Here is a 25746-nt window from a genome sequence, read left to right as displayed (position 1 = left end):
AATACGCTGGAGAGTTTTTTCAACGAGCGTATCCTGGAACATAAAAATTTGACTAGGCAACCAGAATTACTGGAAATTATCAATGATCTCAATTCTACGAAAACAAAAAACTTATCTGAGTTTGAGGTTAAAATCCAAAATCTACCTAAAAAGTATCTTGCTAATTGCAGTCATTATGAAGGCATCTTGATATCCACTGCATATGGAAAAAGTGTTAGTCAACTTTTTCATCCTGAGTCGAATGGTACTTCAAGCACAATGACCGACTTAGATTCTTTGAACCTTTCCTGGCTTTGGGAAAAAGTTAAAAACAGGCATGAAACATTTGTGAGTGATTACTATTTTGATGATCAGTTGATGAAACCGGTGATTTATCTTGCAAATCCGGTCTTTGAAAATTCTGTTTTGATCGGTATGATTTGTTTGGAAATTAGTATTGACGTCATCAATTCGATCATGTATAAAACCAATCCGATGAATGGCTTAGGAAATACGGGGGAAGCTTACCTTGTTGGAGATGATTTCCTGATGCGCTCTAGTTCAAGGTTTGATCAAAACTCCATTTTGAAAACACGAGTGGAAACTGATGGTGTAAAATCAGCGTTTGAGGGTTTGTCAGGATCATCGCATTACAATGATTACCGGGGGATAGAGGTACTGGGATCACACAACCGAATGCAAATTCAGGGGTTGAATTGGATTATCATGGCCGAGATTGATCTGGATGAAGCCATGATCCCGATTTACACCATCAGAAACAGTGTTCTGCTCATCAGCGTGGTAGTATCAGCCTTTATTTTCGCCCTGGCCTATATTATTTCAATGCAGATTTCACGTCCCATCATTCAGCTTAAAAATGCAGCAAATCAGATTGCACAAGGAAAGTATCGGATTATCGAACAAAATCATACGGAAGATGAAATGGGCGAGCTGATCAAAGCCTTCAACAGCATGGTAGCTCAACTTGAGCAAAAAAATATTCAGATTGTTAAAGAACGGGCAATGCGAATCCGAAGCATGATTGACGGACAGGAAAGCGAAAGAATCCGCATTGCACGCGAGCTTCATGATGGCCTGGGCCAATACATCCTGGCCATTAAAATGAAGCTTGAGCGATTACAGGGAATAACCCCGGGCAAGATTTCGACAGTTGTCGAAGAAGCCAAGCATTTGTTGGGAATAACAGCTAAAGAAATCCGATCAATGTCTGAAAACCTGATTCCTCCGGTATTAAGCGAGTTTGGTCTGATCCCGGCCATCGAAAATCTGTGTATTGAAATTGAGAAAAATGTCGGGATTAAAGTTGATTTTTCATTTCCCGAAATCGAAAAACAATGTGATGCGCAGTTGCAGATTTACCTGTATCGAATTATTCAGGAAGCTTTAACCAATATTGCAAAACATTCCGGCGCAAGTGAAGTCAATATTTCTATCGGGATTGCTCAACAAGCGCTTCAACTGATCATTGCTGACAATGGGCATGGGTTCAGTACTTCCAAAAATCATTCAAAGGGAAATGGGTTAACCAATATGAAAGACCGGGTGGAAATACTGGGAGGCAACTTCACGATTCATTCAGATCAAAATGGAACAAAAATAAACATTATCATACCAGATTTTTATGAATAAAAAGATTCATATTGTCCTTGCTGATGATCACCAGATTTTCAGAGATGGGATTAAAGCTTTGCTATCGGACATTGATGATTTTAAAGTAGTTGCCGAAGCTTCAAATGGGGACGAATTGCTTCGCATGCTTGAAACATCCGAGCCGGATATCATCATTATGGATATTTCGATGCCAGGAATCTCCGGCATCGAGCTTACCCGAAAAATCAGCGAGTTGTATCCCCAAATTGCCGTTTTGATTCTTTCGATGCATTCCAACGAAGATTTTGTGATCAACTCGGTAATTAATGGAGCCAAGGGTTACCTTCCGAAAGATACCGGGCGTAAAGAATTGCTCGAAGCCATTTATGATATTGCCGATGGGGATGAATACTTCGGCAAACTCATCACAAGTAATATGATGAAAAGTTTTATCAAAAAAACACAGAAAAAATTTCTGCCCGTTGATAAAGAAAACCAACTGACCTCCCGTGAAATAGAAATCATTCAGCAAATTGGCAAGGGCTTATCTAACAAGGAAATTGCCGATAAACTCTTCATTAGCGTGCGCACTGTGGATAGCCATAAAAATCATATGATGCAAAAGCTGAAGCTGCGCAGCACTGCTGAGATTATTATCTATGCCATCAAAAACAAAATCATCGAGATCGAATGATTCCGGTTTGTTTTCAAATAAAAATCCATTAGTCGCTTGGTTGGCAAAAATAACTTCAGTTCATACAGGATTGTTAGTTTGAATTTGATTGAGGAATGGAGGAATGGAGTGATGGTACTGCATACTGCCGACTTCTTACTGCCAACTCATCCCCGAAGGGCTTTTCTCTCACAAACAGAAATTTAGATTCTTATCGGTAATTTACTTACTTATCCGCATTTTTCGGAAATAAAATTCAGTCAAAAAACGGATCAGGGCGCAAGGTTTCTGATTTTACTTTTGCTGCGTAAAACAAACACACAAAACTATGGGCAAAGTAAAAAAATCTACGCAACTTTTAAGTGTAATTTTATTGCTGCTGACATCATCCTTGTTGGCACAGAATCCACAACCATTAAAACTGAACGTTGGCGCCGACATTTTCAGCCGCTATGTTTGGAGAGGTTATGATTTTGGCGGTTCTCCGAGTATCCAGCCAACCTTTTCATTATCAAAAGGCGCCTTTGAAGCCGGGTTTTGGGGCGCGTATGCTACCAATTCCGATTTTACCGAAACAGATTTCTATTTGAAAGCCAATGTGAAAAGTTTTTCTGTCATTTTAACGGACTATTTCGTCCCTAACTCGTCATCAGATATTAATGACAGCCGCTATTTTGCCTGGTCAAACAAAAATGAGATCCGCTATGACCCTCTTACCGGGAATCCTGAAGACAAGTTTACCACACACCTCATCGAAGCAGCAGTTCAATTTAATGGAACGAAAAAATTTCCAGTCAGGTTGCTTGTTGGAACCATGATTTTTGGGAATGATAAATTGCCAACTGACACCATTACATCAAACACAGGCACAATTGAGCAGGTAAATTTTGAAAATCAATATTCCACCTATATCGAGTTGGGCTATAAGTTTTCCATTCAGGAAAATGACATTGATCTCTTTTTGGGTTTTACACCCTCAGCCAGTGTTTACAGCACTCCGCTCTACGAAGGTGATTTCGCATTGGTTAATGCCGGCATCACCGGTTATCGTGCCCTAAAAATAACCGATGAATTTGATTTACCGCTGAAAGCCAGCCTTATTTTCAACCCGCAAGCTTCGACAATTTTCTTTGTCTTTGGTATAACACTTTAAAATTAGGAGGGAATATTATGTTATTGCAAATTGACACCGGTTCAACTGGTTTTATGCTGCTTGCCAGCAGTCTGGTTATGCTCATGACCCCCGGACTGGCTTTTTTCTATGGCGGCTTAGCTACAAAAAGGAACATCCTGGGCATCATGATACAAAGTTTTGTATCTCTCGGATGGACAACGGTTATGTGGATATTTTTCGGATATTCACTTTGTTTTAGTGGTGGTGAAGGCGGGCTTATTGGCAATCTGGACAAAGCCTTTTTATTTGGCGTTGGTATAGATTCGATGTATTCGAATGGCAAAATACCTGAGATCGTATTCATTGCCTACCAGATGATGTTTGCCATCATTACACCAGCATTGATAACCGGAGCATTTGTCAATCGTGTTTCATTCAAAGCCTACCTCATTTTCCTTACATTCTGGCAAATACTTGTATATTATCCTTTTGTCCACATGATTTGGGGAGGGGGATTATTGGCGCAATGGGGTGTGCTCGACTTTGCAGGAGGGATTGTTGTCCACGCAACAGCCGGTTTTGCAGCGTTGGCGTCAGTATTTTATGTAGGAGCAAGAAATGATAAAAATTCAACACCTAACAGTATCCCTCTGGTAGCCATCGGAAGCGGGCTTTTATGGTTTGGATGGTATGGATTTAATGCCGGCAGTGAAGTTCAGGTTGACTTCATTACATCCCTGGCATTTTTAAATACTGACATCGCTGCATCTTTTGCTACCATCGCCTGGGTTGTTCTTGAATGGTCGAAAGAAAAGAAACCCAAATTTGTAGGGCTACTCACGGGGTCCATTGCCGGTCTGGCCACCATTACTCCCTGTGCCGGTTTCGTTCCTTTATGGGCATCTCCCATCATCGGGGCTGCTGCCGGTATTGTTTGCTACTATGCAGTGAAGTATAAAAACAAACGGGGTTGGGATGATGCACTAGATGTTTGGGGTGTGCATGGAGTCGGGGGCGTTCTGGGCACAATTTTGCTTGGTGTTTTTGCCAGTAAAGCTATTAATGGTTTTGGCGCTGATGGTCTCATTTTTGGAAATTCCTCTTTTTTCTTTAAACAGATAGTGGCTGTTGTGGGAGCATCAATTTATGCCTTTATTTTCACTTACCTGATGCTCGTCATTATCAATATGATTACTCCGGTCAGGGTTAAACAAGAAGATGAAGCATTAGGGCTTGATGGCAGCCTCCATGGTGAAAAAGCTTACGACGAAGGGGCGCTCTGATAAACAAGGTAAATAAGATTTAATCGGCCTGCAGCGAATCCGAAAGTTGCAGGCCGTTTTTACTCTTTTAGGTCCTGCCCAAAATTTCTAATCGTTGAGCCTCAAATTGCAAAGTTTTCATACAAATTCCAAGGTGCTATTATATGTTGCCGTGTTTGTCTTTACAGTACCGATCACAGCGGATTTACTGAAACCGACCTGTTTCAGTTCGTGCATCATTTTCATCGCTTTTTTTTCCTGACAACAAATCAGCAAACCACCCGAAGTCTGTGCGTCGAGCATGAGCATTTTGAGGTTGTAGTCCAATGATTCATTAAAAACGCAATGATCTTCCACATACTCCAAATTCCGGAAACAAGCGCCAGGTATGCAACCCAGATCAATCAGGTCGTAAGCTCCATCAAATAATGGAACTTTTTCAGCTTCAATTTCGATGGTTACTTTGCTGCCCATCGCCATTTTAAGTGCATGGCCGGCCAGACCGAATCCGGTGATGTCTGTCGCACACCTTACACCAAATTGCTGCATGATTTCAGCCCCTTTTTTATTGAGTTGCATCATGCTTTCCAGCACAGCCTGGTAACGCTTTTCATCCACTTCACCAATCCGATGACCGGCCATGATGGTTCCGGCGCCGATGGGCTTGGTCAGAATGAGCACATCGCCGGGCTGCGCGGCAGCATTGGTAATGATCTTGTCGGGATGAACCTTTCCGGTCACTGCGAGTCCATATTTCGGCGTGTCGTCAACTATAGTGTGTCCGCCTGCAATCACTCCACCCGATTCTTTCACTTTGTCAATGCCGCCCCGCAATATTTCTTTCAATACCTCCAAAGGAATATTAGCCGGAAAGCAAACAAGATTCAATGCAGTGAGCGCCTCGCCTCCCATCGCATAAACATCGCTCAAAGCATTGGCTGCAGCAATCTGACCAAACTCGTAAGGATCGGAGCATACCGGCGGGAAAAAATCGGTAGTCTGAATAAGGGCAATTTCATCACTGATTTTAAAAACCCCTGCATCATCATGGGTTTCGGTTCCCACCAGCAGGTTTGAATGAGGGGTTTTGGGAAGTCCGGCCAGGGTTTTATCCAACTCTTTCGCAGGCAACTTGGCCGAACACCCGCCATATTCAATAGTGGTTAATAAATCGAACTGTTTCATTTTTGAAGTTTTTCGTGTATGACAAATTTAATCCCCTGGGCTTCAAGTATCCACTTAACTTTTGGAAAATCAGCTCTTTTTGGATTAATTCTGATGGACATTCCACAGTCGGATGACAACTCTTTTGGTGTGGGAATGATGTCAAAATTAACCCCGTTTGCCAGGAGGAGCATTTCCGATTTTAGCACTTTATGCGTTGATTCGAAGATCAATATGTAGTACATCATGAATTTGACCTGAGCACTTAATAATTAAGGATAGATTACATGCGAAGCCTGGCCAAGTCGCTCGAGAATATCGTACATGTTAGAAATCTTGCCAACGGAAAGCTCGGCTTTCTTTTGGTAATAATCGAGGCAGGTTCCGCATACAAGAATTTCTGTTCCAGTGTTTTCCAACTTTCGCAACGAATCCAGAACCGGGGAGTCGCTTATTGCCAGAAAAATACCTGAATTAAGAAAAACCAGTGTTTTCGGTTTTACTGTTGTCTCCGGCAAAGTGTTGATGAATGCCTTAATCAAAAGTGTTCCCAGCTCTTCGGCGCCATCGCCAAGCCTGTTGCGCTGAATGCCAATAACAAGATTGGAGGTTTTGGACAAATCCACTTCGCAGTAGTCTTCAACCTTCGCACTATCTGGAATAACTCCTGTTTTGTTAACGAAAAGATGAAAGACATTTTCCTTCTTTTCCGCTAGCACTTTCATTCCATTGTCTTCAAGGAAGCGGGTTACATTTTTCATCGAAGTTTCGTTGTCAATCAACACTTCGAGGCTTTCATCGCCGGCGATTTCGTTTAGCGCTTTTTTAGTCATGATTAAAGGTGTAGGGCAGAGTTTCCCTTTTGCATCTATTGTTTTCATGTGGTATTAAGTTGTTTGATTTATTATTTTGGGCATTGATGGGCATTTGTTGGCATTGGTGGACATTTATATTGTGTTTTAGTTTTGGGTTTGGGTTTGACAAATTTTTTTAAGGGCATTAATGGTAATCTCTATTTCTTTTTGAGTCGTAAAGTTTCCGAGGCTCAGTCGGACAGTTCCTTGTGGAAAAGTTCCCAAAGCTTTGTGAGCCAGAGGAGAGCAATGCAAACCAGCACGGGTCATGATACCGAATTCCCGATCCAGTTGTAAAGCTGCTTCGCTGGAGGGTAAATCTTTTATTATCAGGGGCACAACGGGCAACATTTGCTTGCTGATTTCAGAAGCAATTATTTTTATCTGGTCAACTTCATTCAACCCGTTAATCAGCAATTCAGTAAGCTGAATCTGGTGCTGATACATTTTGTCCATTCCTTTTGCCAGGATGTATTCCATTCCCGCTTTCAGGCCGATGATACCGACAGTATTCAAGGTTCCGGCTTCGAGTCGATCGGGATAAAATTGAGGGTGCTCTGCCATCTCTGACCGGCTGCCCGATCCTCCCAGTACCAATCCTTCAAGATGCAGTTCATCTTTTAAACACAATCCGCCAATTCCCGGTGGCCCATTAAGTTTTTTATGACCTGTAAATGCGAGCAGGTCAATATTATCCCGCTGTACGTCAATTGGAATAAGCCCGGCAGTCTGTGCAGCATCAACCATGAACAAAATGCCGTGCGATTTGCAGATTGCGCCGATTTCTTTGATCGGAAAAACAGTGCCGCTCACATTTGAACCGTGCAGCATTGCAACCATCCGCGTATTGGGTTTGATGGCTTTTTTTATATCATTTGGATCAATAGCTCCGTTTTGGTCAACATCAGTGGTTGAAAGATCAATGAGGCCTGAATTTTCCATATGCTTCAACGGCCTGAAAACCGAATTATGTTCCATGTGGCTGATGATCACATGGTCGCCTTTTTTGAGCAACCCCTTCAATCCAAGATTGATGGCATGGGTTCCGTTTGCGGTAAAAATCACCCTGTCAGAACTGGGAACATTGAAAAACCGGGCGATCAACTCCCGTGTTTCGAAAACCTTTCTGGCGGCTTTCAGGGCAAATGTATGTCCTGACCTTCCCGGACTACCACCATAGTTTTCCATATAATCAATCATCGCTTTGATGACCGATTGTGGTTTAGGCCAAGAAGTTGCGGAATTATCAAGATAGATCGCCATCAATAATTTGTTTTCCGGTTTCGGTTATAAAAATTCTTGTTTCAAAATCAGCGCCGCGCTGCATGGTGATGCTTTTTTCAGCTTCGAGCAAGTCGCCTACCAATGAACGAAAGCGCTTCGTGCCGCCTAATATGGCTTTATATGCTTGTATGTCAATCCCTTCATTGTATTTAACCAATTCAGCCATCAGCTTCTTTCTGCATTTTGCCAGTACCGCGGTATGAATGAAATCGCTCTGATAAAACCGTATCTTATCCTCATCTGCCAATAACCCAAGATAAGTCTTTAGTTTATAAGGATGAATTTTTCGTTTAGTGCATTGCTCTTCAATATCCGCTAAAACTGGCTTCTCATCCTCACATTTCAGAATCAGGTTTTCAAGCCAGCTGATTTCGTCACTGGTCTGTTTATCCAACAAAGGTTTATGCCCTTTAAGAATCCATGTACCCCGATGCAATTCAATGATATTGTTGGCTTTCAGCTCGGAGAGCAGGAACTCAAGATAGGCTTTACCTGGTTTCATTTTTCCAAAACCCAGTTTACCGGCTATTTCACCAGTGTCCAGACCACCCGGGAGTAAAAAATTCTTCACATGGTAGTCTTTTATACTTTTCAGGATATTTTCTTTGAATGCCTGGTCATAACTGGTATCACACAAAATGTCAGCTTCTCCGGACTGGTAACGTTGAAATCCCAATTCGCCTTCATTCATATCATCCTGCAACTCTATCAACTTGATATTGAGCTTTTCTGCAATTTCAAGCGTTGTGAATGGTCTGAATTCTTTTTTTAACTCGATGGCCGCCAGCTCTTTCAAACTGTTTTTTCCCAGTATGTTGGTGGAAAGCCTGGTGAGGTATTCTGTAAGTTTCGGAGTTCTGCGTTTGTGGTGCAAAGGTGTCGCATCAATAATAAAACCGCCGCCAATCGTGGTGTCAGCTGATGAGTTCCTTAATATAAATTTATCCTTGTTCATCAGCACTGCAGGTCTATTCAGGTGAATCTGCACGATGGCATCCTCGCCCGGCAGCACTTCATCCTTATTAAGCAGATGTAGTCGCGCCTGGCATTCAAAAGTTCCCGAGATAAAGCTGACCTGGCTCCATATCGCAATCCCTGCCATATGCTGAAACAGCGTAATACAAGCATCTACCATTTCTGTGGAAGCCAGTTGCTTGTCCGAAATGATCATTCCCCGCTCAAAATCCTCGCTTTTCATTCCAATCAGGTTAATAGCGGCACGGTCGCCAGCAAACACTTTGTCAACAGGCTGACCATGACGTTCAATTGACCGCACCCTGAATTTTTGATTGATGCCTGGCAGCAGGTACACCTCCATTCCCGTTTCGATACTTCCGCCAAGCACCGATCCGGTGACAACGCTGCCGAATCCCTTCACGGTAAAGAGTCGGTCAATATATAGTCTGAAGAGGTTGCTTTTTTCGGGTTCCTCTATATCAATCATAGTTTGCTGGATCGTTGTTACCAATTCATCCAGTCCCCGGCCTGTCATTGCTGAAACAGCTACAACCGGTGAGTTTTTGAGCGTTGTTTTATCCAGAAAATCAGAAATCTCATACCTGGCCATTTCTATCAGTTCATCATCCACAAGGTCGGTCTTTGCAAGGGCTACAATTCCTTTTTTTATGCCTAAGGCAGTGATGATATTCACATGTTCAACGGTTTGCGGCATGATGCCACTGTCGGCAGAAATCACCAGCAAAACCAGATCAATCCCACAAGCGCCGCTCACCATGGTATTGATAAAATCCCGATGTCCCGGCACATCAATGATCCCAAGCGATTCACCATTTGGCAGATTGAGGTAGGAAAAACCAAGGTTAATTGTAATTCCACGTATTTTCTCCTCTTTGTGTGTATCGCAGTCAATATTGGTCAAAGCTTTGATCAAAGCCGTTTTTCCGTGGTCAATATGTCCTGCTGTGCCAAGGATGAGGTGCTTCATATACGGATAAATTTTTGTGAAAAAATGAACTGACAGGGAGAGAATTTGTCCGTGTTTATGTCAGAAAGTGCATTTAAAGTTGGGCAGTGCAGGTTGAACATAAGATGAGACACGTGAGAAAAGTTCAAAAAGTAAGTAAGCCGGAAGTATTGATTTCTTACGGTTAGCGCCAGCAATAGCAGGGCGCCTCGCCGTTCCAGGCAAAAGCAGAAAAAAAATCGAAGGTTTTTGAGAACCTCCAATATCGAATTCATATCTTATTGAAAATGTGAACCATAATAAAAATTGGCAGAGAGAGCAGGAATCGAACCTGCCACAGCCGGTGTTATCCGTCTGCTATTGGTTTTGAAGACCAACTGAGACACCAGTCCCGTCCTCTCTTTTTATGAAAATTTATCCTGCAAAACTAATATTTGTTTTTGAGTAGCCAAATGTACCTAATACGCAATTAAGCCAATACAGTTCGAAATGTCTTTATGATTGAAAATCTGTTTATAATGCTTCTAAATTTCAGTAGGATTTGGCCAAATTGCCATTTAAGTTTAGTTTTGCACTGTTAAGCAATTAACAGGTTTTGAATCCAATCACAAGAAATGAATCTGATAATGCAAAAAATTGATAAATAAGCAGTTGATTATTTAAAAACTAATAAGTCAAAACTAAAAATATAAACTGATGGAAAAATTTATCACCCTATCCTTAAAATGTCCACACTGCAATCAGTCCTTTATGGATGAGACCAATACAGTGAATGGCAAGCCCGGAATTAAGGTTAATATTGAAACACCCCGCGAAAAAGGGACGATTTGGCTTTGTTCCAAATACGGCTGCTACCAGCACAAAAGCACTATAGTGATGCAGGAAGATGAAATCGTAAAACTTACCTGTCCGCACTGCAATGAATCCTTGATGAGGGAAGCGATTTGTAAGGTATGCAAAGCGCCCATGATCGGTTTTCATATCAATGTTGGTGGAAAAGTAAGTATTTGCTCACGAGTTGGTTGTAAGAACCATTACATCGTTTTTGATGACTCAGAGGAACTTCTCAATTTGTTTTATGAGAAGTTCGGTACAACATATTAATTCTTAAATTTATAAGAACATGGAAAATACATTGAAAGTAAGCATTGATGGGAAGTTCTATGAAACTGTTCCTGGAAAAACAGTTTTAGAGGTAGCCCGTGAAAACGGCCTTTATATCCCAACTTTGTGTTACCACGCCAGAACAGGAAAAGCGGGGAAATGCCGGGCCTGTTTGGTAAAAGTTGAAGGAATTGCAAACCTGAAGGAGAGTTGTGCCCTCCAGGTTAAGGATGGGATGACAGTGCAAACCAATACTGATGCAATTAAGCAGGTTCGAAAAATGATCGTTGAGTTGCACCTTTCCAACGGAGAGCATAACTGCATAGCCTGCGAGCGTAATGGTCACTGCGAATTACAGGATATGGCCTACCATCTTGGCATCGAAAGGCCATCATTTCCAATTGCACACGATCACATTTCCATTGATGATTCATCAGAAGGCATACTCAGGGATGCAAATAAATGTATTCAATGCGGCAGGTGTATCGTAGCCTGTAATAACAATGTTATGCACGAGGTACTTGACTTTGGCTGGCGATCGGGAAACACAAGGGTTATTTGCGACGATGATAAACCAATGGGGGAATCAAGTTGCGTTCAATGCGGAGAGTGCGTTCAGGTGTGCCCGGTTGGCGCATTGACGTTTAAAAACGCAAAAGGAAAAGGCCCTTTCTGGGAACTGGAAAAGAAAAAAACCATCTGTACGTATTGCGGGGTTGGTTGCTCCATCGATATGTATATCAAGGATAATAAGTGGGTATATTCAATGGGAACCGAAGAGAACTGGCAGGAGCAGACCAATAAAGGAATGCTTTGCGTAAAAGGCCGCTTTGGTTTTGACTTTTTAAACCGTGACGACAGGTTAAAAACTCCATTGATCCGTAAAAACGGTCAACTGGAAGAAGCTACATGGGAGGAAGCGCTCGATCTGGTCGCTGAAAAATTGGGATCGATAAAGGCAGAATATGGCCCCGGTGCCATCGGGTTTTTCACCTCTGCCCGTGTATCAAACGAGGAAAACTACGCATTAATGAGGCTGGCGAGAGGTGTTATTGGAACCAATAACATCGATCACTGCGCCCGATTGTGACACAGCTCTACGGTTGCGGGACTGGCAACCACGTTAGGTTCAGGCGCTATGACCAATAGCATGCAGGAAACCGAAAAATCTGATGTAATCATCGTAACAGGAACCAATACCACGTGGAATCACCCGGTATTTGGCGGTATGATTAAGAAAGCCGTTAAACAAAAAGGGGTGAAACTGATTGTTGTTGACCCGCGTGATATTGGTCTGGCAAGTATAGCAGACATTCACATGAAACAAAATCCAGGCTCAGACAATGCCTGGCTGATGGGGATGCAGCACATTATCATAAAAAACAACTGGCACAACAAGGAATTCATTGAAGAGCGGACAGAAGGGTGGGACGAGTATGTAAAAAGCCTTGAGTTTTACACTCCCGAAAAAGTGGAACAAATCAGTGGAATCCCAAAAGAGCAATTGACAGAAGCAGCACGCCTTTATGCCACTTCCGGCCGGGGTGCTTTTTTCTATGCAATGGGGATAACCCAGCACTCACACGGCGTTGACAATGTGATGGCTGTGGCCAACCTTCAGATGATCCTTGGAAATTACGGACTCGAAGGCACAGGTGTAAATCCTTTGCGCGGACAAAACAATGTACAGGGCGCCTGTGATATGGGAGGCTTACCAAACGTTTTCACCGCTTATCAACCGGTTGTAAATGAGGATGCCCGTAAGAAATTTGCTGATGCATGGGGATTGAAACTTGAAGATATGGATGACAAAGTCGGTCAGACCATCACTATGATGGTGAAAAATGCCGGTGAAAGCATCAAGGCTGTATACATTATGGGTGAAAACCCGATGATCTCCGACCCTAACCTGCGTCATGCACGCAAGCAGTTCGAAAAATTTGATTTTGTGGTTGTTCAGGACATCTTTTTAACCGAAACTGCACAGATTGCTGACGTTGTCCTACCTGCCTGCGCATTTGCGGAAAAGACAGGTACCTTCACCAATACCGAACGTCGTGTTCAACTTTCGGAGCAGGCATTAAACCCCCCTGTTGGCGCAAAATGGGATCATGAAATCATTGCCGAAATAGCCAAACGACTTGGATGCGAGAATTTCCCGGATACTGTCGAAACCCTTTATGCTGAAATCAGAAACCTGACGCCTTCTTATAAAGGGATCAGCTACGAGAGATTAAAAAAAGGCGCCGGTTTAAGATGGCCATGTCCAACGGAAGAGCATCCGGGAACACCAATTCTGCACATCGGTAAATTTGCCCGCGGTAAAGGATTGCTTAAAGCCATTGATTACCGTCCGCCGAATGAGATGACCGATGAGGAATATCCATTTATACTTACAACCGGAAGGTTACTGCAGCATTATCACACAGGCTCTATGACAAGACGTTCGAAGGTACTGAACGGTCTCAGACCTCACGGCGCAATCGAAATCAATACGATGGATGCAGAAAGGCTGAATATTCAGGATGGCGAAATGGTAAAAGTTTCTACCCGAAGAGGTTCAATTGAGATCGCTGCCCAGGTAACACCTAAAATTATGGAAGGCCTGGTCTTTATTCCTTTCCACTTTGCCGAATCAGCCGCCAACGTATTAACAAACGACGCGCTCGATCCAGTAGCCAAAATACCTGAATACAAGGTTTGTTCCATCAAACTTGAGAAATTGAATTGATAATTTTTAATCCTACTACTTAATTGGATTTTAGATGAAAATAGAACTTAAAAACAAAATAGAGGAATTAATGGCCAAATATCCCAAAAAGGAATCAGCCTTACTTCCATCGCTTACAATGGTTCAAAAGGCCCACGAAAATAACCTGACTAAAGAGTTGGTTAAGGAGGTCGCTCAGATTATTGGTGTGACCGATTCAAGGGCTTATGGTGTAGCTACATATTATTCGATGTTCAACGTGGACCATCAGGTTGGAAAATACCACCTTCAGGTTGACACTAACATACCGGCCACTCTTATGGGAGCTGAAGAAATTTTTGACTATCTGAGCAAAAAGCTCGGGATCAAACACGGCGAAACCACACCCGACGGACTTTTTACCCTTTCAAAAGTGGAATGCCTGGCTTCGTGTGGTACTTGTCCTGTTATCCAGGTCAATGATAAGTATTATGAGCTGATGACCAAAGAGAAGGTGGACATGCTCATCGACTCGTTAAGAAAAGGCGTCATACCTGAGTTGCCTGTTGAATACAACTGGGGATCGATGTGCAATGTGTTGCTGAAAAACAGGGGAGTTGAAAATGCAAAATCGATTGAGGTTTACAAGAAACATGGTGGTTACCAGATTTTGAAAAAAGCTTTAAAGATGAAGCCAGAGGAGATCATTCAGGAAGTCAAAACATCGGAATTGAGGGGGCGCGGAGGAGCCGGCTTCCCAACCGGCATTAAATGGGGATTTGCTCCAAAAAATACAGGAAAACCCATTTACCTGATCTGCAATGCTGACGAAGGTGAACCCGGGACTTTTAAGGACAGACAAATACTCGCTTATGACCCGCATCTGCTCATCGAAGGGATGGCCATCTCAGCCTATGCTCTCGGTTGCAAGCTGGCATTCATTTACATTCGGGGTGAATTTAGCTGGATAGCCGAGATTTTGGAAAAAGCTATTGAAGAGGCTAAAAAGGACGGGCAACTTGGCGATTTAAACATCATTGTTCATCAGGGGGCAGGATCTTACATTTGCGGAGAAGAAACAGCCCTGATTGAATCACTCGAAGGTAAGAGAGGACTTCCGCGCATGAAACCGCCATTCCCGGCTATTGAAGGATTATATGGTTGCCCGACTATCGTAAACAACGTTGAAACATTAGCAAGTATCCCCTACATTGTAGATAAAGGAGGTATCTCATTTAAGCAATGGGGCTCTCAGGCTGGTTATGGTTTCAAACTTTTTGGCGTTTCAGGCGCCGTAAACAAGCCGGGCGTATATGAATGCCCAATGGGTGTATCCTATGCCGATCTGATCAAAATGGCCGGCGGCTATAAAGGTAAAGTGAAGGGGGTTATTGTTGGTGGCTTATCCGTTCCGATTTTAAAACCAGAAGAATTAGAAAAAGGCGCCGGGTTAAGAATGGATTATGAATCATGCTTCGATTACGGGACATCACTCGGTTCAGGCGGAGTAATGGTGATTGGCGAAGAATTTTCGATGCCCGACATTGCAGCACGCACCATCCAGTTTTACAATCATGAATCCTGCGGCCAATGCACACCATGCCGGATGGGATCAGGAATGATTGCCAGCCTGCTAAAAAAAGTGGCCAACAAACAAGGTGAACCCGGCGACCTGGAGAAAGTGATCTGGTTCTGCGATAACATTAAAGGGAATACCCTCTGCCCAACAGGAGAAGCCTACTCCTACCCTATCAAAACCATGATTCAGAAGTACAGAAACGAATTTGAGCTTTATATAAATAATTAGTAATCATTAAAAATTAATCAAATTACAAATGGAGACAAAAAAACAAAATCGATGGCTGATTGCCATCATGTGCACATTGTTAATGATTGTACTGGGTACAATTTATTCATGGAGTTTCTTTCAGAAACTGATAGTAAATGAGTATGGCTGGAGCAATACAGCTGTAGCCTGGGCTTTTAGTTTAAGTATTGCCTTTATTGGTTTTGCAGCCGCATGGGGAGGGATCAACCTTCCAAAATATGGCCCGAGAAAACTTGCTATCATTGGAGTATCTCTCCATGCTATCGGTTATTTGTTAGCTGCTCTGGCCTTCAGTATGCACAGTTTGCCTGTACTTTATATCGGGTTTGGATTGATTGGCGGTATCGGTCTTGGCCTTGGTTATGTAACCCCTGTTGTTTCGGCGGCAAAATGGTTCCCCGACAAGAAAGGCCTGGTTACAGGTATGGTTGTTATGGGATTTGGATTTGGCGCATTGCTGATGTCCAAAGTGATAGCTCCCGTTATGATGGGGATCGCAGACCAGAACCTGATCAGTGGATTTTTGTACATCGGCCTAACACTTCTGGTCATTGGAGTCATTTCGGCCTATTTCGTAGTTTTTCCTCCCGCTGATTTTGTACCGGAAGGCTACAAACCACCAGTGGTTAAAGCATCATCAACAACCGTTGTTCCGATTACAGCCGGTCAGGCAATCCGCACCAGCAAGTTTTTCTTTATGTGGATGCTTTTATTTATAAATGTTACCGCCGGTATCATGTTTATCAGTTTCCAGTCGCCATTGATGCAGGACATCTGGGCTAAATTCAAACCCGGCACTGATCCCGTTGCACTCGCATCCATTGGTGCTACTTTGATTGCTATCAGTTCATTATTTAACGGTATTGGCCGTTTCTTCTGGGGTGGTATGTCCGACAAGCTTGGTCGTGTTCAAACGTTCAGATGGATTCTCGCTTCTCAAATCATCGTTTTCATCATTCTGCTATTTGTTGGCAATCCGTACCTCTTTGGTTTATTGGTTTGTTACATCCTGCTTTGCTACGGCGGCGGTTTCGGTACAATGCCTTCATTTGTCGGTGATGTTTTCACTCCTCGTCTTATGCCGGTTGTTTACGGAACCATCCTCACTGCATGGTCAGCCGGTGGTGTTCTTGGACCACAAATCGTGGCTTATATGAAAGACAATTTTTCAGCCGATGCTTCCACATACTCATTCATCGCTGGTGCAATCTTACTTGCGATCGGTTTACTTTTCTCATTCTTTGTAAATAACAAGCCGATTACTGATTAATTTTTACTCATCAATAGTTCACAATAAAAAAGCGAATGTCCGGAACCTCCGGATATTCGCTTTTTTCAACACTCAAAAGCGCAGAATGATTCCTAAACCCAGCTTCATCATCATAGGTTCTACCGGAAGGAATACCGGTAAAACAGAATTTGCCTGCCGACTGATTAAAACCTGGTCGGTACAGCAAGAGGTCTATGGGTTGAAGGTCACAACAATCAATAAAAAAGAGGGCAAATGCCCACGCGGAGGCGAAGGATGCGGGGTTTGCAGTTCGCTGGTCGGCGATTTTGAAATCATCGAAGAAACAGGGCTGGACGGGGAAAAGGACACTTCGCGAATGTTGGTTTCTGGCGCAAAAAAGGTTTACTGGCTCAAAGTTTCCTCCACAGCGCTGGACAAAGGAATTGATGCTTTGCTGAAACTAATTCCTGATGATGTGGCAGTAGTTTGCGAATCCAACGGCGTTAGAAACGTTCTGGAACCGTCCATTTTCCTGGTAATTAAGAATTTGAAAGATAAAACCATCAAACCCAATTGCGCCAGGGTGATTCGCTATGCCAGCAAGATCATCGAGTTTGACAACATGAGTTGGAACTTCCCGCCGGAAAGAGTTATTCTCAAAAATAACGCCTGGATGGTCAGAGAAAAAGCAACCGCCATTGTCCTTGCCGGAGGTAAAAGCTCCCGGATGGGTGAAGACAAAAGTTTGCTTCCGGTAAATGGTAAGCCGCTCATCGCTCATATTGTTGACCAGTTAAGGGACAGGTTTGATGAAATCATCATTGGGGCAAATGAGCCGGAGAAATATGCTTTTTTGAATTTGCGTGTCGTCACTGATGTCGAGAAAGACAAAGGCCCATTGATGGGAATTTATTCCTGCCTGCAAGCATCAAACAATGCAGTGAATTTCATTACAGCCTGCGATATTCCTGTGATGAACACAAAGCTGATCAGCGATATGATCCAGCTGGCTGATGATGTAGATATGGTATTACCTGTTGGAGAAGAAAATCATTACGAACCACTCTTTGCGGTTTACAACAAAAGTGTGATTCCAAGTGCCGAAACTGTTCTCAACAATAACTGCCGCCGCATTATCGGGTTGTTGAATTTTGCCAAAGTACGCTTCATCAATTTTGAAAATAGCAACTGGTACGAAAATCTGAATCAAAAAGCTGATTATCTTAATTTTATTAAAGTGGTTGAAACCCGCGACTGTTATAGGGAAATTGACAAATCCTGAAATGAAATGTAAGTATCCTATTTCAATCAAAAACCAGTTATCATCAACAAAATCAATTTAGTTTTGCAAAAGTTTTAATCAAAGAATTTTATTAACCAAATCAAACAAAATCATTATGTTACGTAAAGTTTTAGCATTCGTCGCATTGGGGCTTTTTGTATCAATGCAGGTATCCATCGCTCAGGAGACACAAAAAGAAGAAAACAAGAAACTGCAACTGACACCCTACGGGTTTATCAAAGGCGACATGTTTTATGCTACTGACGGTGTTTATTCCTGGGGAAACCAGGCAAACAATTACATTACAACGCCGCAGTTTGCCAGTGGCGTGGAAGAGTCAGCTATTAGTTTTACGGCTCAGCACACGCGTCTCGGGCTTAAAGGGGTAACCGGAGAAAAAGTGAAAGTTGGCGGGTTGGTAGAAATTGATTTTTACAATGGACCCAGCGACGCCAACCTCAAACCACGTATTCGTTTAGGCTATGCTTCCATCGCCAAGGATGGTTTCGAAGCACGGTTTGGCCAGCAATGGGATCTGTTTTCGCCCAACAACGCAAACACCGTGAATACCAATGGTAACATGTGGTTTGCAGGCAATATGGGATTCCGCAGGGCGCAAATCCAATTGAGCTATACCACGACAACCGACTTTGTTGATCCAATGATCCAGGTTTCATTCGGTGAAGGCGCAAGAGAAGAAGCCGGCCTTGGGAAAGACAACCGCTCCGGGTCGCCAATGATCCAGGCCAGACTCTCCGGTAAATTCGACAAGAAATATGTCGTCGGGGTTTCTTTTGCTACTGCTGCATTCAAAGAGTTGAAAGGCACAACTGTAGGACCAAATGTACTTGCTGAAGATTTCACTTTTAACACAACCGGAATTGGTTTGGATTTTAATCTTCCGTTTGATAAATACTTTTCTCTGCTCGGTGAGTTCAATACAGGGACAAACCTAAACAATGGCAACCTTTTCAGCGCTGCCGGTAATTATTACTATACCCTGGATGCTGCCGGAAAACCCACTGAATATGATCGTAAAAGCACCGGTTTCTGGCTCAATGCTACCTCACAGGTAACCGACTGGATGACCGTTGTGATTGGTTACGGCATGGACAACAACAGCAGCGATGATTTCAATCTTGGTGCAGTAGAAAAGAATTCAATGCTTTACGGCGATTTCATCTTCCCACTAAAGCACGGTTTCTCTGTTGCACTGGAAGTTGAAAACCTTGCTACCACAGTGGTTACAGGAGTTGACGCAAGCAACAAAATAACCACAAGTCAGGATAACAAGGCGACCGTTATTGGACTTTCCGGTAGGGTTACTTTCTAAGAACTTATACCAATTGTAATTATAAAATGGTCCAAACCATTTTATAATTTTATCCCGAATATTCGGGAGTAAATGCCGATGCTACTTGAAAATAGTACAATGAGACGAAGTCGAAATTGGACTATATTGAAAGTGCAATCGGTATTCGATAAATATTCACAAGGCTGCTCAACACGGGCAGCCTTTTTTATATAAATAGTGATTGCCATAAAACACCCTGAATTTGATTTTCAACGATTTAATTACCCCGCCCTTCCCACAGGGATACCTTCGGGAAAAGGGAGTAAATCGTTGAATATCATTGCTCCCGGAATTTATCCCGAGACTTCGGGAGGGTTGGGGCAATCAATGATTTTCAACAGAGTTTTTTGGCAAGCACATAATTATTAATTAATTCTTTCACTTTGGCTTGGCGGTAAAAGTATGAGTATGTACTTTTGCCGAACATAAAATGAAAAATGGAATCAGATAACAAAACCCGAACGACCTCAAAAAGCAAATTAGCCCGGGACGAAGGGTGGATTTCAATTGTTGTAAATACATTACTCTTTATTCTGAAATACTGGGCTGGAATGGTAACTGGTTCTGTGGCTATCATTGCAGACGCCTGGCACACGCTCTCCGACTCCCTCAGCTCGCTCATCGTGCTGATAGGCGCAAAAGTATCATCCAAGCCACCCGACCGCGAGCATCCTTTTGGTCATGGCCGCGCCGAACTGATCGCCTCTGTACTTATCGCGGCCTTCCTCGGTTTCGTAGCGTTCGAGTTTCTTAAAGAATCCATCCTGAAACTAAACAATCGCGAAATTGTCGTTTTCGGGAAAATCGCCATCATCGCAACCATCATATCTATTGTCCTCAAAGAGGCGCTTTCACAATATGCATTCTGGGCTTGGAAAAAGACCGGCTACCTTTCCTTAAAAGCCGATGCATGGCATCATCGAACCGACGCCATCTCCTCGCTTATCATCCTTGTAGGCATTTTCCTTGGAAGATATTTCTGGTGGATGGACGGAGTGCTCGGAATCATTGTTGCCGTGATGATTGCTTACGCCGGATACGAAATCCTTAAAGACACCATCAGCAAACTCCTTGGCGAAGCCCCCGATCCTGCACTGGTAAAGCAAATCAAAGAGATCGCCGGCACACAATCAGAACACGATATGCAAATCCATCATATACACGTTCACAGTTACGGTGAACACCAGGAAATCACCTTCCACATCCGCCTGCCCAACACCATGAGCGTTGAAGATTCGCACACCCTCGTCACCGCCATACAGACAAGCATCCGCTCTGCCCTCTCCATCGAAGCTACAATACACGTGGAGCCGAGGGAGAGAGGGTGAATTCCACTTTTTTATAGTTCCGGTAATTAAACCGGCCATTCCATGACCTCAAAAATCCGGTCAAAGTCGAGTGTTAGCAACCCAAAAACCTGGTCAATTTTCAACCTGGCAAATTGCGAATTCGCTGATTGCATTATACCCGGGCTATAAATAAATTCTTTAATTTGAGGACTTTCCTGCTTCATATAATCGATGGCATCCGGACGAAGTGATATTTTGATTGCTTTATCATTCCCTTTGGTGAGGATCATGACAAGACTTCCGGTTTCATTCAGGGTCAGTTTATTATTTCCAAATGTACAGCCTGTAACAAATTGAATTCCATCCAGGCTGCAGTCATTTTTTTCAACAATAACAGAAAGGCTATCAAGCCCTTCGCATGTGTTCCTGATCATCTGCATTGCTTTTGTTGCCATCATGATGCCCAGAGCCAGCCCGGTGCAGAAATGTCCGTGAAGTTCTGCTGCATCCAGAAGCAATAAATCAGTCCTGCCTGTCCATACATTGGAAAGAACGCCTTTTCTCGGACTCATTTTACGGCTGCTGATGGCAACTTCATTCAGTTTTTCTTCAGTAAATGGTATATGAATAGGTTTGAGATCAATCACCGGAGTACCGTCAAGAGCATCTAAGCCAAGTACCTTTAAAACATTTCCCTTGCGTTCGATCAATTTTACAATGGTGCTTCCAATCGCTGACGGTCGATCGGAGCTTCGAGTGGCAAAAATACCTTTGAATTCCCCGCTGTAGCTATGCGTAGTTAATTTTGCCGTTTCGGCCTTATTAAAATAAAAATAAACCTCAAGGTAGTCGTTGTATTCGATTTTTAGTAGCCCTTCACTGTAAGGTTCAAATACTTCGATGAGGCTTTCTTCAGCCCGCATAATGCCGGGGTTTGTGTTTTCAAAAAATTTACTATGAACCTTACCGATAAAAGGAATTGATATCGTTGATCGGCTGACTGGAAACTGTTGCATCAAACCCATTGGTGTATTGTTTGGAAAGTGGTCAATGAAGTGGTTATTTGCAACCTGGGAACGTGACCTGTGCGGGCGCCGTTAGATTGACCATATAGGCCCGGCCTGGTATCAGGTCGGTCAAAGTTGTGATGTTTAATCCCGGCCAAAACACACTCGAGCCGGCAATCTCTTTGATGATCATAACCTGGCTGATGGCTGCACCGAACAGTGTCAGGATGGACGTTTCACAGTTGTTAATCACCGGGAGGTAGCTCCATCCGGCCGGAATTTCGATCGTTTTATCCGTTTGCATTGTTCCGGTGATCGTCAGGTCGGCTGCTTCAGAGAGTTTAATTGAATACCCGGCCTGCGGGTCAAATGTGCCAATTGTATTGATCCCTTCGGCAGGATAATACATCAGGCTGCCGGTGATAAGGATAACCAGTTCATCATCGATTTGCGAAAACAAATCATCCAATTCAGATTCTAAAGGGTCGAGGTATGTTGAAAGGCTGCTCCATCCGGCAGGAAGGCTGATTGTCTGATCATAAAGCGGGGGAAGGACGGTGAGGATAGCCTGGTTTGACAGTTTGGGGCAACCCTCGTTTGTAACCAGGCATCGGAAAAGACGCCCGTTAAAGAAAGTGGAAGTATTGAAGATCGACAATTGCGAAGTGGTTGCTCCCTGGAAAGTAGATGAGTTGGTTACATTTGCCCATGAATTACCATTGTTGAAGCTTTGCTGCCATTGAAAAGTTGGATTCTCCTGGACAACTACAGAAAACGTAGCAGTATTGGGTTGATGCACAGATTGATTGACAGGCTGCTGGTCGATAGTCACAAGGTGTTTGACGCTGCCGTTGATAAATGTAGTTGGAATGATCTGAAAATTGGGGGTGGTCAGTTCACAACCATTGAGAAGAAACTGAAGGTTCGTTTGTCCATCCACATAAAGAAATTCAATATCAAAAATTTTCCCTGCTGCCAGATTAGCGCCCGCCAGGTTTGAATATAAAATCCTGAGTTTGGTTTGCGGTCCTGGAATCACATTGTAAAGTAACCCTGAAAACTGGGGATGAATATTTTTTAATGACTGGAATTTACAAACCAACGTGTCGAAAGCAATATCAAGGGACATCGCGCCGACATTAAGAAAATTGACCACATTGGCGGGGACCAGGGTAGTTGTATTGTTGCAGGATTTAACATGAGAAAGTGTGATGCTGGCTGTTTGAGTATGCACCGGATTGCCAAAACATGAAGCAATCATTGGTAAAAGGAAAAACAACTTTTTCATCTTAAGTCAAATTTAAAGGGTTAATCGAAGTTCAAAAGTACTATTATCGCCGAAAACAAAAGGATTTTCCCGAGGTTTTTAATCATCTGCATTGTCTTAATCTTCAGACCTCACAGTTTAGAAATGATGAAAATGCTTACTTTTGCTCCAAACAAAACTTATTGAAATGAGACAATTCGCCGGATTAACAATCATCTTTCTGTTGAGCTCCTTAATTTTTACAGGCTGCAATATTGAGCAGAAAAAACAAAAAACACAAGAAAAAATGAACATGAAACGCACACTTTTCGGGGAGACTGATGGAAACCAGATTTACCAGTACACCTTCACCAACATCAACAGCATGTCGGTTTCGATCATCAATTATGGCGGGATTGTCACGCATCTGATTGTTCCCGACAGGGAAGGAAACCTTCAGGATGTGGTACTGGGTTATGACAACCTGCAGCAATACCTTGATAATAATTCACCCTATTTTGGGGCAATCGCCGGAAGATACGCCAACAGAATCGCACGCGGGAAATTCAGTATTGATGGAACTGAATATCAGCTGGCTACCAACAATGGAACCAACCACCTGCACGGTGGCCTTAAAGGATTTGACAAAGTGGTCTGGGATGTTGAAGATTTTATTTTCCCTGACAGTGCGGGTGTTGTCTTAACTTACCATAGTCCTGATGGTGAAGAAGGATACCCGGGAAACCTGTTAACAAAAGTTATTTACACGCTCAATAATAACAATGAACTACGAATTGATTACCAGGCAGAAACCGATCAACCCACTGTGCTCAACCTGACCCACCATAGCTATTTTAATCTTAAAGGTCAGGGAAATGGCAATATCTACAACCATCAGTTGCAGATTTTTGCAGATCATTACATTCCGGTGGACGAAACCCTTATCCCAACCGGGGAACTAAACCCTGTAGAAGGCACTTTGATGGACTTTACTGCACCAATGGAAATTGGAAAGGGTATTCATCAGGTGGATGGCGGCTATGACCATACATTTGTGCTGAATAATTTCGATGGCAACGTGCGGGAGGTAGCCCGGGTCATCGAAAATCAAAGTGGTCGCCTGATGAAGGTTTTTACAGATCAACCGGGTATGCAGTTCTACTCCGGCAATTTCCTGGATGGATCAATCACAGGTAAAGAAAGCAAAGTTTACATGCAGCACTATGGGTTTTGCCTTGAAACGCAGCATTTTCCCGATTCCCCCAACCAGCCTGCTTTCCCCCCTACCCTTCTTCGACCCGGAGAAAAATACCAGACTACTACCATTTACCGGTTTGAAGTATTTGACTAATAGTCCCCGGCAATGAAATTAACTTTGCAATACATTTTAATTAGTAACTGCCAGAAAACACCCCGAATATGATTTTCAACATTAAGAGTTTTCCGGCAGTCACTAATCAGACGACCTCTAAGCGTGTTTTTAAGAATAAGCAACATCAATCTTTGCCTTCCTGCAAAACAATGTCAGCATAATTCATAATAGAAAAAGCCCGTAAATCATGCATTTTAGTGCATCAAATACGAGCCTCATCTCAATTTGAATTTGCCTTTACCTGTAAAACAGCCTCAATAGCAAGAATCCGGCAATCAAGCCAATGGCTAAAAACAGTGCCCAGTTCGGAATTGGAACCGGAACTGGCTCAGAAGCATAAAGTGCAAATCTTGGCGCTCTGTTTTGTTGTAATGCTGTCCAGTCACCGTTAGGTGGGTCTAATTGCTCCATGCTTTCAGGACATCCCTTTTCATCATCAATTGTAATCCAATTTGAACCATACCCATAACCCTGTCCTTCCCAGGATTGAATGCTTAACCAATAGGTAGTACCGATAGCTGGTTTAAAAACTGGGTCTAAGTATGCCCACATCGATTCAACATTTCCCAGGCTCTCATCGATCTGGAAAAGATCATTTTTAGCATCAATGTAAGTCTCATAGACCATGTTCCCCGGTGAGCAACTCTGATCGGTATAAATCCTGACATAAAAACCCTCTGACCAAATCTTGCCTTTAGATTTCGTAGGATATGTCCACGACCATTTTACAAAAGAGAGATCACCAGGCAGTTGATCAAAATAGAAGTCGCCTGCCGCAAGCCTGTTCTGACTGTAGTTAGGAGCATAGTAGGACCGCACCCCCCCACTCGATGTACCTTCAAACTGATCAAAAACAAGGATACCCGGAGGTTCTTCTGCATGAACTTGTTGGGAAGCTCCAATCGCCAGCACGCATAGTGCTAAAAAGACAAATTTTTTCATAAAAATAATTTTTTGTTTAAACTAGATGGACGGTTCAACGTCAAAAGCGTTGATGACAGCAAAAATATTCAAAAACGAAATGGTGTTAACATAATTCCTTTAATTTTAACTTTAAAATAAGAAAAAATAACTTTCACCTTGAATTTACTGAGTAACCTGAGGAAATTGTACCCCTCCGCTGCCATCATCACATTGTTTGGTTCATCATCACCCTTGAGATCATTCCTTACTGACCTGCAATCATTTGCTACACGTCTGATTTTTGGTGCTGTGGCAGCCCTTCTTTCCTTCCTTCCCTCCTTCGACCAGAAAAAAAATAATAGACAACCACTATTTACCGGTTTGAAGCGACTGATTAACATCATTCTTGAAAGGTATTTTATTCATTCTCATCTTTTTTTGTTACCATACGGATGGTCCTGTGAAAACTTAATATTGATAACTTCTACTGCGACAATCATTTGTAAATCGCAACGAGAAAAGTTGATTTATATCAACCGTTTTTACTTGCATCCGCCTCAGTTTAGGATGTACATT

Annotated in this window: 20 protein-coding genes and 1 tRNA gene; 12 read left to right on the top strand and 9 right to left on the bottom strand. The window is 42.9% G+C overall.

Features of this window, described 5'->3' with window-relative positions; genetic code table 11:
* The first annotated feature begins 258 nt into the window (after positions 1-258).
* The 4 genes from IH598_01995 to IH598_01980 all read left to right on the top strand — a co-directional run bounded on the left by IH598_01995 (position 259) and on the right by IH598_01980 (position 4660).
* Positions 259-1629, top strand: a complete 1371-nt coding sequence (locus IH598_01995; GenBank protein MBE0637275.1) for a HAMP domain-containing protein — start codon at positions 259-261, stop codon at positions 1627-1629.
* A complete protein-coding gene (locus tag IH598_01990; protein MBE0637274.1) occupies positions 1622-2284 on the top strand; it encodes a response regulator transcription factor in 663 nt (220 codons plus the stop codon). The genes IH598_01995 and IH598_01990 overlap by 8 nt, the downstream gene beginning before the upstream one ends.
* A gap of 307 nt (positions 2285-2591) precedes the next feature.
* Positions 2592-3416, top strand: a complete 825-nt coding sequence (locus IH598_01985) for a hypothetical protein (protein MBE0637273.1) — start codon at positions 2592-2594, stop codon at positions 3414-3416.
* 17 nt (positions 3417-3433) lie between these two features.
* Complete coding sequence (locus IH598_01980) at positions 3434-4660, top strand: ammonium transporter (protein MBE0637272.1); 1227 nt, start codon at positions 3434-3436, stop codon at positions 4658-4660.
* A gap of 117 nt (positions 4661-4777) precedes the next feature.
* On the opposite strand, the gene selD is transcribed toward IH598_01980, so the two are convergent.
* The 6 genes from selD to IH598_01950 all read right to left on the bottom strand — a co-directional run bounded on the left by selD (position 4778) and on the right by IH598_01950 (position 10267).
* Positions 4778-5824 (bottom strand): selenide, water dikinase SelD, encoded by a 1047-nt coding sequence (gene selD / locus IH598_01975; protein MBE0637271.1) that lies wholly within the window; start codon positions 5822-5824, stop codon positions 4778-4780.
* Positions 5821-6051, bottom strand: coding sequence for a DUF3343 domain-containing protein (locus IH598_01970; GenBank protein MBE0637270.1), 231 nt, complete (start codon positions 6049-6051; stop codon positions 5821-5823). The genes selD and IH598_01970 overlap by 4 nt, the downstream gene beginning before the upstream one ends.
* Positions 6052-6075: 24 nt before the next feature.
* Positions 6076-6684, bottom strand: a complete 609-nt coding sequence (gene yedF, locus IH598_01965) for a sulfurtransferase-like selenium metabolism protein YedF (GenBank protein ID MBE0637269.1) — start codon at positions 6682-6684, stop codon at positions 6076-6078.
* A 78-nt stretch (positions 6685-6762) separates the two neighbouring features.
* On the bottom strand, positions 6763-7920 hold the full coding sequence (locus tag IH598_01960; protein MBE0637268.1) for an aminotransferase class V-fold PLP-dependent enzyme: 1158 nt from the start codon (positions 7918-7920) through the stop codon (positions 6763-6765).
* Complete coding sequence (gene selB, locus IH598_01955; GenBank protein ID MBE0637267.1) at positions 7904-9886, bottom strand: selenocysteine-specific translation elongation factor; 1983 nt, start codon at positions 9884-9886, stop codon at positions 7904-7906. The genes IH598_01960 and selB overlap by 17 nt, the downstream gene beginning before the upstream one ends.
* A gap of 286 nt (positions 9887-10172) precedes the next feature.
* Positions 10173-10267: transfer RNA gene (locus IH598_01950), tRNA-Sec, on the bottom strand.
* 294 nt (positions 10268-10561) lie between these two features.
* Here IH598_01950 and IH598_01945 point away from each other — a divergent pair.
* The 7 genes from IH598_01945 (at position 10562) to IH598_01915 (ending at position 20681) form a co-directional block, all read left to right on the top strand.
* Complete coding sequence (locus IH598_01945; protein MBE0637266.1) at positions 10562-10969, top strand: hypothetical protein; 408 nt, start codon at positions 10562-10564, stop codon at positions 10967-10969.
* Positions 10970-10988: 19 nt separating this feature from the next.
* Complete coding sequence (gene fdhF, locus IH598_01940; protein MBE0637265.1) at positions 10989-13700, top strand: formate dehydrogenase subunit alpha; 2712 nt, start codon at positions 10989-10991, stop codon at positions 13698-13700.
* Between the two features lie 34 nt (positions 13701-13734).
* Positions 13735-15465: an NADH-quinone oxidoreductase subunit NuoF gene (nuoF, locus tag IH598_01935; protein ID MBE0637264.1), complete on the top strand. Its 1731-nt coding sequence runs from the start codon at positions 13735-13737 to the stop codon at positions 15463-15465.
* Between the two features lie 28 nt (positions 15466-15493).
* On the top strand, positions 15494-16756 hold the full coding sequence (locus IH598_01930) for an OFA family MFS transporter (protein ID MBE0637263.1): 1263 nt from the start codon (positions 15494-15496) through the stop codon (positions 16754-16756).
* 85 nt (positions 16757-16841) lie between these two features.
* Positions 16842-17999, top strand: a complete 1158-nt coding sequence (locus IH598_01925; GenBank protein ID MBE0637262.1) for a molybdenum cofactor guanylyltransferase — start codon at positions 16842-16844, stop codon at positions 17997-17999.
* 115 nt (positions 18000-18114) lie between these two features.
* A complete protein-coding gene (locus tag IH598_01920; GenBank protein ID MBE0637261.1) occupies positions 18115-19332 on the top strand; it encodes a hypothetical protein in 1218 nt (405 codons plus the stop codon).
* 458 nt (positions 19333-19790) lie between these two features.
* Positions 19791-20681, top strand: coding sequence for a cation transporter (locus IH598_01915; GenBank protein ID MBE0637260.1), 891 nt, complete (start codon positions 19791-19793; stop codon positions 20679-20681).
* A 26-nt stretch (positions 20682-20707) separates the two neighbouring features.
* Here the strand turns inward: IH598_01915 and IH598_01910 are convergent, their stop codons facing one another.
* Both IH598_01910 and IH598_01905 read right to left on the bottom strand, forming a co-directional pair.
* Positions 20708-21565, bottom strand: coding sequence for an SAM-dependent methyltransferase (locus IH598_01910; GenBank protein ID MBE0637259.1), 858 nt, complete (start codon positions 21563-21565; stop codon positions 20708-20710).
* A gap of 136 nt (positions 21566-21701) precedes the next feature.
* Positions 21702-22937: a hypothetical protein gene (locus IH598_01905; protein MBE0637258.1), complete on the bottom strand. Its 1236-nt coding sequence runs from the start codon at positions 22935-22937 to the stop codon at positions 21702-21704.
* A 166-nt stretch (positions 22938-23103) separates the two neighbouring features.
* Here IH598_01905 and IH598_01900 point away from each other — a divergent pair, with 166 nt between their 5' ends.
* A complete protein-coding gene (locus tag IH598_01900) occupies positions 23104-24246 on the top strand; it encodes a galactose mutarotase (GenBank protein MBE0637257.1) in 1143 nt (380 codons plus the stop codon).
* A gap of 258 nt (positions 24247-24504) precedes the next feature.
* Here IH598_01900 and IH598_01895 read toward each other — a convergent pair whose 3' ends face one another.
* Positions 24505-25209 carry a hypothetical protein gene (locus IH598_01895; protein MBE0637256.1) on the bottom strand — a complete coding sequence of 235 codons (705 nt, stop codon included), beginning with the start codon at positions 25207-25209 and terminating at the stop codon, positions 24505-24507.
* Positions 25210-25746: the final 537 nt, after the last annotated feature.

This window comes from Bacteroidales bacterium, from assembly GCA_014860585.1.
In the GTDB taxonomy this organism is placed as follows: domain Bacteria; phylum Bacteroidota; class Bacteroidia; order Bacteroidales; family 4484-276; genus RZYY01.
The sequence above is the reverse complement of the archived record's forward strand: the minus strand, read 5'-3'. Positions and strand labels throughout refer to the sequence as shown.